Source organism: Mycobacterium sp. E3339 (assembly GCF_001666915.1).
In the GTDB taxonomy this organism is placed as follows: domain Bacteria; phylum Actinomycetota; class Actinomycetes; order Mycobacteriales; family Mycobacteriaceae; genus Mycobacterium.
Genome location: NZ_LZIZ01000076.1, coordinates 1 through 12,480, shown reverse-complemented (window position 1 = coordinate 12,480; position 12,480 = coordinate 1). Strand labels below are relative to the sequence as shown.

General features: G+C 67.9%; 12 protein-coding genes. 1 reads left to right on the top strand and 11 read right to left on the bottom strand.

Going from position 1 to position 12,480, the window contains the following annotated elements; translation table 11 throughout:
- The first annotated feature begins 1 nt into the window (after position 1).
- A complete protein-coding gene (locus tag A5702_RS06655) occupies positions 2 to 1,111 on the top strand; it encodes a phosphodiester glycosidase family protein (RefSeq protein ID WP_156669511.1) in 1,110 nt (369 codons plus the stop codon).
- On the opposite strand, the gene A5702_RS06650 is transcribed toward A5702_RS06655, so the two are convergent.
- The 11 genes from A5702_RS06650 to A5702_RS06600 all read right to left on the bottom strand — a co-directional run.
- Entirely contained in the window at positions 1,104 to 1,778 is a 675-nt protein-coding gene (locus A5702_RS06650) for a YoaK family protein (protein WP_055401151.1), read from the bottom strand. The two genes, A5702_RS06655 and A5702_RS06650, sit on opposite strands and share 8 nt — an antisense overlap.
- An 18-nt stretch (positions 1,779 to 1,796) precedes the next feature.
- Positions 1,797 to 2,495 (bottom strand): mammalian cell entry protein, encoded by a 699-nt coding sequence (locus A5702_RS06645; RefSeq protein ID WP_068219270.1) that lies wholly within the window; start codon positions 2,493 to 2,495, stop codon positions 1,797 to 1,799.
- The gene (locus tag A5702_RS06640; RefSeq protein ID WP_068219268.1) at positions 2,462 to 3,016 is read right to left on the bottom strand and encodes a mammalian cell entry protein; all 555 of its coding nucleotides are present in this window, start codon (positions 3,014 to 3,016) and stop codon (positions 2,462 to 2,464) included. The genes A5702_RS06645 and A5702_RS06640 overlap by 34 nt, the downstream gene beginning before the upstream one ends.
- Positions 3,013 to 3,978, bottom strand: a complete 966-nt coding sequence (locus tag A5702_RS06635; protein ID WP_068219266.1) for an RDD family protein — start codon at positions 3,976 to 3,978, stop codon at positions 3,013 to 3,015. The genes A5702_RS06640 and A5702_RS06635 overlap by 4 nt, the downstream gene beginning before the upstream one ends.
- Positions 3,975 to 4,817 (bottom strand): Mce protein, encoded by an 843-nt coding sequence (locus A5702_RS26645; protein ID WP_068219253.1) that lies wholly within the window; start codon positions 4,815 to 4,817, stop codon positions 3,975 to 3,977. Before A5702_RS26645 ends, A5702_RS06635 begins: the two co-directional genes overlap by 4 nt.
- Entirely contained in the window at positions 4,787 to 6,337 is a 1,551-nt protein-coding gene (locus A5702_RS06625; protein ID WP_055405737.1) for a virulence factor Mce family protein, read from the bottom strand. The genes A5702_RS26645 and A5702_RS06625 overlap by 31 nt, the downstream gene beginning before the upstream one ends.
- Entirely contained in the window at positions 6,331 to 7,491 is a 1,161-nt protein-coding gene (locus A5702_RS06620; RefSeq protein ID WP_055405493.1) for a virulence factor Mce family protein, read from the bottom strand. The genes A5702_RS06625 and A5702_RS06620 overlap by 7 nt, the downstream gene beginning before the upstream one ends.
- The gene (locus A5702_RS06615; RefSeq protein WP_068219252.1) at positions 7,491 to 9,104 is read right to left on the bottom strand and encodes a virulence factor Mce family protein; all 1,614 of its coding nucleotides are present in this window, start codon (positions 9,102 to 9,104) and stop codon (positions 7,491 to 7,493) included. The genes A5702_RS06620 and A5702_RS06615 overlap by 1 nt, the downstream gene beginning before the upstream one ends.
- On the bottom strand, positions 9,101 to 10,693 hold the full coding sequence (locus A5702_RS06610; protein WP_055405491.1) for a virulence factor Mce family protein: 1,593 nt from the start codon (positions 10,691 to 10,693) through the stop codon (positions 9,101 to 9,103). Before A5702_RS06610 ends, A5702_RS06615 begins: the two co-directional genes overlap by 4 nt.
- Positions 10,690 to 11,730 (bottom strand): virulence factor Mce family protein, encoded by a 1,041-nt coding sequence (locus A5702_RS06605; RefSeq protein WP_068219250.1) that lies wholly within the window; start codon positions 11,728 to 11,730, stop codon positions 10,690 to 10,692. The genes A5702_RS06610 and A5702_RS06605 overlap by 4 nt, the downstream gene beginning before the upstream one ends.
- Positions 11,727 to 12,480: MCE family protein (locus tag A5702_RS06600; RefSeq protein ID WP_197506510.1), on the bottom strand; the 754-nt coding region annotated here is incomplete at its 5' end. The genes A5702_RS06605 and A5702_RS06600, both read right to left, overlap by 4 nt.

Sequence of the window (12,480 nt, the reverse complement as noted above, 5' to 3'; positions counted from 1 at the left end):
CATCCCGCTCAGGACGGAAAGGGCGATCGTGCTGACCCGACGCGCCAGCTTGCGCCGGCTGGTGGCCGGCTGCACCGCGGTGCTCGCATGCGTCGCCCTGGCCAGCACGGCGGGCCAGCCGGTCGCGCACGCCGCCGACGGCCGCGACCTGCTGGCCAACGCCATCAACACCACCAAGGGCTCCTACCTGGTCTACAACTTCGGGCCCGGCCACCCCGCACCCATGCTCAACGCCGGTGGCAGCTGGTACGAGATGAACAACGGCGGCCACCTGATGATCATCAAGAACGCCGCGGGACGGCTCTCGCCGCACCTGCTGGTCGACACCCACCAGGGCGATCAGGCGCGCTGCGAGAACAACCCCGGTGCCCGCACCGGTGAGGGACTCTGGCAGGCGTCGGAACTCTATGCGCCGCTTCAGGCGTGGCAGCGGATGGGCCAACCGACGATCGCGATCAACGCCAACTTCTTCGACGTTCGGGGGCAGAAGGCCGGCTCGTGGCGCCAGACCGGCTGCAGCTCACCGCTGGGCGCCTTCGTGGACAACACCCACGGCCAGGGCCGCGCCAACCAGGCCGTCACGGGCACCCTCGCCTATCCCGGCAAGCAGGGCCTCTCGGGCGGCGGTGAAAGCTGGAGCGTCCTGACGACGATGATCCTGCCGTCCGGCGGCGCGCCGTACGTGGTGTGGCCGAAGACCAAGAGCGACTACGACTCCGCCACTCCGGTGGTCGAGGACCTGCTGAACAAGAACGAACGCTTCGTCGCGGTCTCCGGCATCGGGCTGCTGGCACCCGGCAACACCGGGCAGCTGCGCGACGGCGGACCCAGCGCCGCGCGAACGGCTTTGGCGTACTCGAGGCAGAAAGACGAGATGTACATCTTCGAGGGCGGCAGCTACACGCCGGACAACATGCAGGACCTGTTCCGCGGCCTGGGCAGCGACAACGCGATCCTGCTCGACGGCGGTGGGTCGTCGGCCGTCGTGCTGCGCCGCGACACCGGCGGCATGTGGGCCGGCGCCGGCTCGCCGCGGGGATCCTGCGACACCCGGCAGGTGCTCTGCGATTCGCACGAACGGGCGCTGCCGAGCTGGCTGGCCTTCAACTAGCCGGCCCGAAGCGGAAGATCAGCAGGCTGGCCGCCACCACGGCCGCCGTCACCGCGAACACCGGCGCGACGACGAACCGTGACATCGTCGCCCCCAGGAAGGCGCCGGCGCACATCGTCAGCACGACGCCGATGCGCAACGCCTGACGGTCGCCCGAGCCGCCGGCGAGCCGGCTGTCCAGGCCGAGGCTGACGATCGTTGACGTCAGCACCGTGGTGGACAGTTCCTGGATGCCGAACTGGCGGGCGCTCGAATGCTGCAGGCCGAACGTGACCGCGAGGATGCCGATCATGATCAGCTTGGTGTTGCTGTGGTACTGCAGGGCTCCCGTGCCGCCCAGGATCGCCAGCGTCACCAAAAGGGTGATCTCCGTTGCCAATACGGTGGTGATCCAGTCCCGCGTCCGGTCGGCGAAATGCCGTGATACGCGGCCGCTGACGATCGTGGTGCACACGAAGGTCGGCAGGGCCACCACGACCGCGGTCATGTCGATGCTGGTCCGCGGCGCCAGCCAAAAGCCCAGGAAGATCACGTTGCCGGTCATGTTGGCGACGAACACGTGGCCGAGCACCAGGATGCTGATCGAGTCCGCCAGCCCGGTCGCGAAGGTCAACAACAACAGCGCCGCGACCGTCGATCGCTCCGACACCGGGGAGGTAACCGCCATGGGTCGCAGCAGACCGTGCTAGACGTGCGGCGTCAAATCCAGCGACGTGATGGTCGTCATCCTGGTCACCAGCCAGCGGTTCTGCGCGCGCTTCAGGAACAGCCGGTAGGACAGGTACTTCAGCGACGGCACGTTCTTGGTCAACGGGCTGGTGGACGTGGTGTTGGTGTACACGATCACGACGGCGTTGGCGTCGTCGATCGATTCGACCGCCGCTCCGGTGACCTCGGTGTGGTTGGTGATCTTGGCCTGCTTGTTGGGGGCCACGATGGCGTCGACGAACTTGCGGTACTGCGCCTCGAAATCGCCGCTGAGGTAGCCCGACGCCCGGTCCGCGAGGGTGTCCATGTTCTCGGGCGTGTAGGTCCACAGCGTGGTGATGGCGCTGGCCGCGGTGCGCGCCACTTTGAGTTTCGTTGCGGCGGCGGCACGATCGCTCAGATACGGCTGTACCGTCGCGCCGGCGAACGCGGCCGAACCGACGAACACCGCGGCGGCCACCACGACCGTGATGGCCAGCCGCTTGCCGGCCAGCCATTTGCGCCGCTTGCGGCCCGCGGTCTTCGCCCCGGCGTCGCCGGCCTCGGATTCCTCGGCGGCGGAAGCGGTTTCGTCGCCGGCCGGCGAGTCCGCGCGCTCCTCGGCCGCCGCCTCCCCGGAGGCGTCGGTGCCCGCGTCGGCGGTCAGATCACCTGTTGCAGGTTGCTGATCTTCCACTGATTTCCTTCCTGCGTGGCGGTCGCCGTCCACCGATTGGCGTTCTCCCAAACCTGTTTGCCGTCAGGGGATTTGCTGCTGACCGCGGTGGCTACGATCACGGTCGCGCTGCCGTCGTCGTTCCAGCGCTCCACCCCGGCGTCCAGGACGGTGCCGGTGGCCGGTTCGGCCCGGGCCACCTGTAGCAAGATCTCGTTCGCCTTGTCGCGGTACTCCTTGGCGAAGTCGCCGGTCGCCTGGCCCAGCACCCGCGTCACGTAGTCGTTGGCGTGGAATGGATCGATGGAGGTGAACTGCGTCATGAAGCCGGTCACGTAGCTGAGCACCTCGCGATTCTTCGACTCGGCGCGCTCGCGGGATTCATGGTTGATCAGCATCAGCGTGCACACCGTGATGGCGGCCGCCATCAGGATCGCCGCGACCGCGCTGGCCGACGGCAGGCCCCACGGCCGCCCCGGCGGCACCGCACTGGGGATCAGCAGCGGTCCCTCACCGGGCTGAAACTTGCGGCGCGGGCTCATTTTCCGCCCCCCGGCTTGGGCTTGGTCAGCACCGTGAGGTCATCGACCAGCCAGCGGCCGCCGTCCTTCACGAACGTCACCCGCACGGTGGCGGAGATGTAGCGCTCGTCGGGCGCCGCGCCGCGCCTGCCCTGCATGAACATCAGCATGGTCGCGCGGTCCGGCGCCGCGGACTGGATCGCGTGGTCGGTCACCCAATACTCGTTGATGACCGGGTTGCCCTTCTGCACCATGTCCTGCTGGGCGGCCAGCTGGGGCCGGTATTTGGCGGTGGCCAGCGACAGGGCGCGCGTGAAATCGTCGTGCAGGGATTTGGGGTCGTAGGTCAGCATCTGCGCGACGATCTTCGGGCCCTGCGTGCCGAGCTCCGCCCGCGTATGGTCGGTCTCCCGGTCCGGGCCGAACACCACCGCATAGCTGATCGCCGCGCCGGCGAGGCACAGTGCGGTCGCGCCCAGCACCACGGCCACCGCCGACCGCCGCACGGGGAACCCGGGCTCGGCCGGCTCGTGACGCCGCACTTCGGTGCCGACCAGCATGTCGGCGAAGGTGCGTCGGTCCGAATCCCACAGCGGCCAAAACCATCCCACCACCGACACGGTGTCGAGCAGGTGCGCGAGGTCGCGCAGCAGCAGTCCCCATGGCCCGAGGGGTTCACCGTCGCGTCGCCCCACCGCGATGCCGAAGAGTGCCCTGCCCACGCTGAAGCCGGTGATGGTCGGCAGCAACGACCGGTTCGCCAACATCAACAGGATCGCCACGCCGCCGGCCGAGATGCACACCCACGACCAGATCGGATGGTGGCGCACGTTGACCGACACCAACGCCATCGTCGCCACGACCGCAACACCCGGCAGCACGTCGACGGTCAGGGCACCGGCGCGAAGATGCCAGGGCGCCAAGGCATTCCGTGGGGACTCCTGGACGGCCTTGGCCGGTGGCTTCTCGACCACCACCGTCACTTCGTCACCTGGTCGAGCTTGGCAATCTTGTATTGCCCTTCGGCCATCGCCATTTTCACCCGCAGGCGGTAGCCGGTTTCGTTCTGCGTCTGGTCGTTGGCGACCTTGACCCGAACGGCGACGAGCACGTCGACCGAACCGTCGGGGTTGTTTCGCTCGACCGCCGCCCGCATGTCGGACACCTGGACGTGGACGTTGGCCGCCTGATACGCCTGAACGAGCATGCTGGTGTAGAGCAGGGCCTGCGAGCGGAAAGCGTCTGTGCCGCAGTCGATGATCTTCTGCTCGCTCGCCGCCATCGCGTTGGTGTCGGGCGCCTGGGTCGCGGAAACGCATTCGACGGCCGCCTTGAGCGCCGCGGCGTTGTTGCGGGCGATCGCCTGGCTGTCGTGGTGGTAGCGCAGCGCGAAGTACCCGCCGGCGCCGACGGCGGCGGCGCAGAGCACGAGCACCGCGGCAATGCTGGCCAGCCAGCCGCGACCCATTCGCGACGGACGGCGCTCGACGCCCCCGTCCGGGCCGGCCTGCGCGTCCGACGGCTCCTCGACGGCGGCCCCGGGCTCCGTTTCCTCGGCGGCGGCCTCGGCCTCCGACGGCTCCGCCGTGGCCTTTTCTTCCGCCGCTGTCTCTTCGGCCGTCGCGGTCTCCTCGGCCGAGGGCTCCTCGGCCGTCGCGGCCGGCTCGATCGAGGGTTCGGCGGACTCCACGGCCGTCACTTCCGGGTTGGCCGGTTCGGCGGTGGGCTCCGGGTCCTGGTTCTTCGGACGCCGTCCGCGCAGACGACGAAACTTCGGCATCGGTGGGGGGTTCAGCCGGCTGGCGCCAGCATCTCCTTCCATCCGTCGTCTCCTGTTCTGGCCGAGTTTTCGACGGAGTACTTAACTCCGTCTGGCCCTACCAGTTCACCGCTTTGGGGACTGTAGACCGCCGCGGGCGGCCCGCCGGGAGTATAGACACACGGGTTGGGCTGCTGGCCGTTGCACTGCACGGTACCCGACCCCGGCCGCGACAAGGGGTCGCTGGTCGGCGGTGGCGTCCCCGCCACCCGGTCGGAGGGGGCGGGGTTCAGGCCGGTGTCGATCGACGGCGCCGGGATCACCTGGCCCGGTTTCACGGGCTGGTCGCAGCGCGCGGCCGGCGCGGGGCAGGTCACGATCTGGTTGGGGTCGCCATACCAGGGGTTGGTGCCCGCCGGCACGTACGGCCTGGGGTCACGGCACTCCCGCGGCGTGGCCGCCCGCTTGCCCTCGATGTCGGTACACGGGATGTTGCGCGAGCCGCGCACGCTGTTGGCCGGGGTGTCCATCGGGATCTTGCAATAGGTGCCCGACGGCAGCGGCTGGATGCTGGTGTCGGCCGGGGACCGCCACTCGGACGCCGGGATGAACCCGGTGAGGCAGGGTGGCGGCTGGTTGATCGACAACGCCAGGTCCAGGGCCGCCATGTTCGGGAACGGCGCGGCCACCGTCTGGGCGATCGACGCGCCCTGGGGCAGGAACACCAGCACCTGCTCGACGCCGGTGTGGTACCGCTTGAGCAGGTCGAAGACCACCTCGAGGTTCGCCAGCGTCTGCGGCAGCGAGTCCCGCACGTCGTTGAACACGTCGTTGACCTGGTCGGCCGTCGGCGCCGCCTGGCGCAGGATGCTCTTGACGTGCTGGTCTTCCTGCGCGGACTGCGCGCCCAGCCTGTTCAGGTTGCGGGCCCAACGTTCGATGGCGTCACCGGACTTGACCTGGCTGTCCAGCACCGGGCCCGAGTTCTGGATGATGTCGTTGACGTCGTTGATGTTGGTCTTGAAGTCCCCGACGATCGCCTGGGTCGAGTCGACCAACCGCTGCAGGGCGGGACCCAGCCCGCCCACGGATTGCGCCGTCTCGTCGAGCAATTGGGCGATCTTGTCCTTGGGCAGCACGGCCAGCCCGCGGTTGGCCGTGTCCAACGCCGGCCCGATCTCGGCGGGCACCGTGCCCTTCGTGATCGTCTGGCCCTCCGACAGGAACTTGCCCGGATTACCGGTCGACTCCAGGTCCAGGTACTGCTCACCGACCGCCGACACCGAGTGCACGTTGGCCGTCGCGTCGATGGGGATCTTGTACCGGCTGTCGATGCTCATCGTCGCCTGGGCGCCGCGCTCCGTCGGCTCGACGTCGGTGACCTTGCCGATGGTGATGCCTCGATAGGTCACGTTCGCCGTCGGGTACAGGCCGCCCGACGCCGGCAGGTCGGCCTTCAGCGTGTATCGACCGATTCCCACCAGGCTCGGAATCTGCAGGTAATAGACGCCGAGCACCGACAGCGCGATCACCGTGATGATCCCGAACGCGATCAGCTGGCGCCGGACAAAGGGAGTCAGCAATTCCTGTCCCCCCTTTCCACCAGTGGCCCACCGGGCGCGTCGTTCGGGTTCGGCGTGTAGCGCACGTCCGGGATCATCGTCTCGGGGTCACGCCCGAACGACTGCTCGAGCGCGCGCAGCGCCCCCGACAATCCGGTGCCGGTGAGGAACGCGTTGTCCACGGAGCTGTACGTCACGTCGAGCGTCAGCGAGATGTTGATGTAGTCACCGCGGAAGATCTTCGGCACCGTGTCGATGTCGAACGGCTGCGTCAGGATCAGCTTCAGCGCACCGATCAGGTACGGCGAGGCGCGGCCCAACTCCTTCAACGGGCATTGCAGCGCCTGCAGGTCGGTGTGCAGCGGCCCGCGCGCCTCCGACAGGTACTGGTCGGCGGCCTGGCTGAGCCTTCCCACCGCGTCGACGGCGTTGATCAGCAGGTTCTTGGTGTCGGCGAAATGCTTGACCAGCGGCGGGATGTCGGTGAGCACCCGGTCGAGGACGTCGGCCCGCGCACCCACGTAGGTGAGCAGCCGGTTGGTCGAGTCGATCGCGTGCGTGATGTCATCGCGCTGCTGGTTGAGCTGGTTGGTGAAGGTGTCCAGCTTGCCGAGGAAGGACCGGATCTGATCACCCCGCCCGTTGAAGATGTTGTAGACCTCGTTCTGCAGCACCTCCAGGTTGGGGATGCCGCCGCCGCGCAGGATCAGCGACAGGCTGGCCAGCGTCTGCTCGGTGGTCGGGTACGCCGACGAGTTCTTCAGCGGGATGGTGTCGCCGTCCTTGAGCATCTCCTGCGACGGGTTCGGCGGCGCGGCGAGCTCGACGTGCTGGGAACCCAGCAGCGAGGTCTGGCCGATCTTGGCGATCGCGTTCTTCGGCAGCTTGGTGTTCTTGTCGACGCCCAGCGTCAGGGTGGCGACCCAGTTCTTCAGCTGAATGGACTTGATCGACCCGACGAACACGTCGGCGACCATCACCTTGCTGTTGCCGTTGATCGCCAGGGTGTCGGGCACCTGGACGTAGATCGTCATGGCGCCCGAGCCGCTGCCCGGACCGCCCGGGATCGCGACGTTGGAGATCCCGCGCCAGCCGCACGAACTCAACACCAGCGCGGCCACCAACAGCACCAGCGCCTGCCAGGCCCCGCGGCGAATCAGTCGAAGCGCGCTCATTACTGGCCACCCCCGATGTCAGCCGGTACCGGGGGCCCACCGGCGTTCGGCGCGGGCGCGGCGACCGGCGCCGGCGTCGGGGCGACCGGGCCCGGGGCCACGTTCGGCCCGGGTGGCGGCGGCTGGATCGGAACCGGCGCGTTCAAACCGATGGGCGGCACGATCGGGTTCTCGTCATAGGCGTTCGGCGGTCCCGGCGGCGTCTGCAGGTTCGATTGCACTGGCGCGATGTTGGGGCCTCCCATGAGCTCGGCCAGCGAGTCCGGGGTCATCAGACCCGCGGTGATCGGCCCGACCTGCTGCCCCTGCATCCCGGGCGCGACGATCCAGCCGGGCTGGGTGTTGCGGTGCGACGTCGGGGTGTCCGGAACCCAAATGCCGGGGACGGTGGTGTCCTTGTATCCGTTCGGCGGGTGCAGCCGATCTTCCGAATACGCCACTTCCTTGGGCAGGGTCTCGGCCGTGCTGAACAGGTTCGCCCCGAACGGCAGGTAGTTGAACTTGATGGCGTCGAGGATCGGCGCCAGGTACTGCGCGCACAGTTCCGCCGACTCTTGGTAACCGAGCCGGCTGCCCGCCTGGATCGAGCTGCAGATGAACTGCATCGGGTTGGCGAAGTTGGTGATCGCCGGGATGGCGACCACGGAACCGTGCGACGGGTGATAGATCTGGTTGATGTTCGCCGCGGCCGTGGGCAACACATGCAGCGCGGTCTCCAACCCGTTCAGCGGGTCCGGCTGCAGGATCGTGTTCGTCACGGTCGCCAGGTTGTTGATGTCGTAGGTCAGAACCTCGCGGTTCTTGTCCAGGAACGGCCGGACCGTGGACAGCAACCCGTCGAACTGCTCGATCGCGTTCGACAGGTCACTGTCGTTGTGCGCCAGCCGGGTGGTGAAGTCCGCCAGGTTCTGGTTCAGCGCGACGAACTGCTGGTCGTCCTTGTGCAACGCGTTGACGAACAGCGCCAGGCTCTTGACCACCGCGAAGAAGTCGCCGCGGCCCTCGTTCAGCGCGTTCAACGCCTGCGAGAGGTTGCTCAGCGTCGTGTTGATCTCTTTGCCCTTGCCGGCCAACCCGTTGGCGTAGGACTCGATGACCTCACCGAACGGGCCCGTCGGCTGCTCCGGCGTCGGCCCCAGCTTGGAAATGATGTTGGTGATGCTGTTGCGCAGCTGGTCCCACTCCACCGGGACCTGGGTGCGCTCCTCGGGGATCACCGCGTTGTCCGACAGCACCGGCCCGCCCTTGTACGGCGGCTCCAGCTGGATCGCCCGCGACGCCACCAGCGTCGGGTTCAGGATCACCGCGTTGGCGTTCGCGGGCACCCGGTACTTGTTCTGGTAGTGGAAGGTGACCTTCATCTTGTCGCCGGCCGGCTCGATCTTGTCGATCGCGCCCACCCGCAACCCCATGATCTGGACCTTGTCGCCCGGGTACAGGGCGTTGGCCGCCGGGAAGTAGGCCACCACGGTGTTGTTGGTCATCTTCTCGTACAGCTTCCAGCCGACGAATCCGACGACGAGGGCGAGCACGATCACCAGCGAGCCGATGATCACCGTCGCGCGGGTCATCTTCGGCAGCCGGATGTTGCGGATGTCAAAGGCGGTGCTCAATTCTGGCTACCTCCCCCCGCAGCGCCGCTGCCTCCGGTTCCGCCCGGGTTGATGAACGGCGCGGGCAATTGGTTACCAGGTCCGGGTGGCGCGGCCGGCCCCGGCGGGAAACCAGGCGCGAACGTCGACGGTGGCGGCGTCGGTCCGGCGGGCGCCAGGTTTTCGGTGCGCGCGCCCGGCGGTGCCTGCGCGGGCAGCGGCACGGGCGTCCCCGGAACGTCCGGCGGCGGGTCGCCCGGGCGCCCGGCGATCGGGATGCCCGGGGTCGGCGGCAGGCCGCCCGGGTTCGGCGGGGAGGTCATCACGTCGACCGGCGCGGGGAAGCCCGGGCCGCCGAACGGTCCGATGCCACCACCGGCGCACGGCAGCGGGTTCCACGGCCGCGGCAGCCCCTCGTCGCCGACGGTGACGTTGCCGCCCGGGTTGGCCGGCGTGTACGAGCACGGCGATCCGGGTGGGACGGCCGGGCCGGGGTGCTCCGGCGTGCCCTCCAGCACCGGGGGTGCGGGCGGCGGCGCGCCGTTGGGGAGTCGGGTGCCGTTGGGGTCGGGCCACCGGAACTCGGGCAGGCCGGCACTGCGCCAGAAGTTCTCCGGGTCGATGCCGCGCTTCTTGAAGGCAGCGTCCACCCACGGCTGGATGATCTGGTAGAGCGCGAGGTTGTGCAGGACCACCTTGAAGAACGGTCCCGACGCGATCGCCTCGTTCAGCGACGGCAAGAACTTGCCGACCTCGGTGAGGCCCGCGGCGACGTCGTCCTTGCGCTCCTTGAGGATGTCGCTGACGGTGCGCAGCTGCTCGAGGACGTGGTTCAGGTTGGGGTTGTCGTTGATGAATCCCTTGACCTGTTCGGAGAAGGCGGCGACGTTCGACAGCAGCGCGTTGATGGCCTGGCCGCGTTCGTTGAATGCGACCAGCAGCGTCTTGGTGTTGACCAGCAGGCGGTCGATCTGGTCGCTGCGGTCACCGAGGATGCTGGCCACCTGGTTGGCCTGGGCGAGCAGATGCTTGACCTGCTCGTCGCGCTTGCCGATCGTGTCGGAGAACTTGGCCACGCCGTCCAGCGCCGCGCTCAGGTGCGGGTAGGTCTGGTCGATGGTCTGCGACAGCACGTGCAGCGATTCTTTGACCGTGTCGATGTTCCAACCCTGCGCGGCCTTGGTGACGTCGAAGAACGCGTCGTAGATCTGATAGGGCGTGGTGCTTTGGCCAATCGGCAACGAGTCCCCGGGCCGCAGTTGCTTGGTGCCCCGGTTCTCGACCTCGAGGATCTTCTTGCCCAGGATCGTGTCGGTCTTGATCGCCAGGCGGCTCTCCGTGCCGATGGTCGCGGTGCCGAGGTTGAACTTGACCAGGATGTGGTCGTTCTCGATGTTGATGGCCTCGACCTTGCCGACGTCCACGCCGGCGATGCGCACCTTGTCCCCGACGCCGACGCCCCCGGTGTCGCTGAACTGGCCGTAGTAGTGCGGCTTGGCCATCAGCATGGGCACGCTGGTGAAGCTTTGGCCGACGCCGATGACGAGCAGCGTCACGATGATGCCCATCAACCCGATGCGAACCCGGTTGGGTGGCTCCAGTGTTCTCATTGCGGCGTGCACCTACCCGTCGGCTGCTGGAATAGCCGGACCGTGCGGACCGGGCCGCCGGCCTGCAAACCGTTGATCTTGAGCGTGATGTCGCAGGCGTAGAAGTTCACGAAGTCGCCGTAGGAACCGATGGCGCGCCCGATCATGTTCAAGGCGGTGGGCACCTTCTTGAGGTAGTCGTTCAGCTGGTCGCGCTGGTCGATGAGCGGCTGTTGGATGGCGTCCAGATAGTTGAGAGTGCTGTGCAGCAGGCCGCGGTCCTCGGCGAGCAGGTCGGCGACCGTCCCGGCGGCGTTGCTGATGTGCGCGGTCCCGCCCGCCAACTGGTCCCCGTGGTCCTTCAGGCCGGTGATCAGCACCTCGAGGTTGTTGACGGTCTGGTCGAACTGCTGGCGGTGGCGAACCGTGGTGTCCAGCACGATGTTCAGGTTCTTGATGACCTCGCCGATCGCCTGGTCGCGCTCACCGAGCTGGTTGGTCAGCTGCGCGGTTTGATCGAGGATGTCGTTGATGGTGCCGCCCTGGCCCTGGAACACCGTGATCAGGGCCGTCGCGATGGTGTTCACCTTCTGCGGGTCCAGCGCCCGGAACAGCGGTTTGAACCCGCCGATCAGGGCGTCCAGGTCCAGCGCCGGCGAGGTGCGCGACATCGGGATGAACCCGCCCGGCGGCAGCACCTTCTGGGCGCCCTCACCCTCGCCGCGCTTGAGCTCCAGGTAGCGGTTGCCGATCAGGTCGAGGTAGCGGATCTGCGCGGTCGTCGACTGGTACAGCGGCACCGAGCGGTCGACGTTGAACGTCACCCGCGCCCGCTTGCCGCCGTCGGCCAGCTCGACCGTGTCGACCTTGCCGATCTCCACGCCGGAGGCGCGGACGAACTGGCCCGCCCGCAGGCCGCTGGCGTTGGCGAACTCGGCCGAGTACGACTGCGTGCTGTCGAAGCGCATCTGACCGAAGACGACGACGATCATCACAGTGAAGATCAGCAGCACCAACGAGAAGATGCTGAGCTTGACGATGGTTCCGGAGATTTTCATGGGTTGATCGTGTTATCCCCTACTTGGCGGCCCCAGACGTACTCGATCGCATACGGCGATCCGGTGTCGACGTGGTTGTACGGCGCGATGCTGTTGCCGCTGTCTATCACCAATTCCGGTGCGGGCCAGAGGTCGTGGGTGATCTGCTGCCAGCAACCCGGGGCACCTCCCGGCCCGCCGCGCGCGTTCACCCGCGGCAGGTTCTCCGGATAGGTGTACGGGTTGGGCGCTCCGCCGACCACCCCGGCGAGCCCGCCGAACAGGCTGGCGAGGGCCGCCACCGCCGACACCGGGTTGGCCAGCAACCCCAACCCGGACAGCGCCTCGGTGTGGGCGACCAGCGAGTAGCCGTTGCCGCCCAGGAACGAGGACGCCTTCGGCTCGATGTCGTGGTAGTTGCGCACCGTGCAGAAGAGCTCCGGGCTGTAGGTGTCCAGCAGCTGCGCGGTGGGCACCAGGTCTTGGGCCCCGCGGGCCAGGTAGGGGCCACCCCGGTTGAAGATGTCGGCGCCGGTGTTGCCGAACCCGGCCGCCGACAACAGCGCCTGATCCAGATCCTTCTGCTGCGCGTTGATGGTGCGCGAGGTGACCACCGCGTTGTTCAGGAAATCGATCAGGTCGGGCGCGGCGTTGGCGTAGGTGTCGCCCAGCCCGGCCAGCTGCTGAATGTCGTGGCGCGCCTGGGGCATCTGCGGATTGACGTCATCGAGGATCGCGTTGGCGTTGACCACCGACTGGCCGAACCTGTCG

Coding starts and splice junctions, on each gene's coding strand:
- A5702_RS06650 (WP_055401151.1), bottom strand. CDS start 1,778: ATGGCGGTTACCTCCCCGGTGTCGGAGCGATCGACGGTCGCGGCGCTG.
- A5702_RS06610 (WP_055405491.1), bottom strand. CDS start 10,693: ATGAGAACACTGGAGCCACCCAACCGGGTTCGCATCGGGTTGATGGGC.
- A5702_RS26645 (WP_068219253.1), bottom strand. CDS start 4,817: ATGGAAGGAGATGCTGGCGCCAGCCGGCTGAACCCCCCACCGATGCCG.
- A5702_RS06640 (WP_068219268.1), bottom strand. CDS start 3,016: ATGAGCCCGCGCCGCAAGTTTCAGCCCGGTGAGGGACCGCTGCTGATC.
- A5702_RS06605 (WP_068219250.1), bottom strand. CDS start 11,730: ATGAAAATCTCCGGAACCATCGTCAAGCTCAGCATCTTCTCGTTGGTG.
- A5702_RS06620 (WP_055405493.1), bottom strand. CDS start 7,491: ATGAGCGCGCTTCGACTGATTCGCCGCGGGGCCTGGCAGGCGCTGGTG.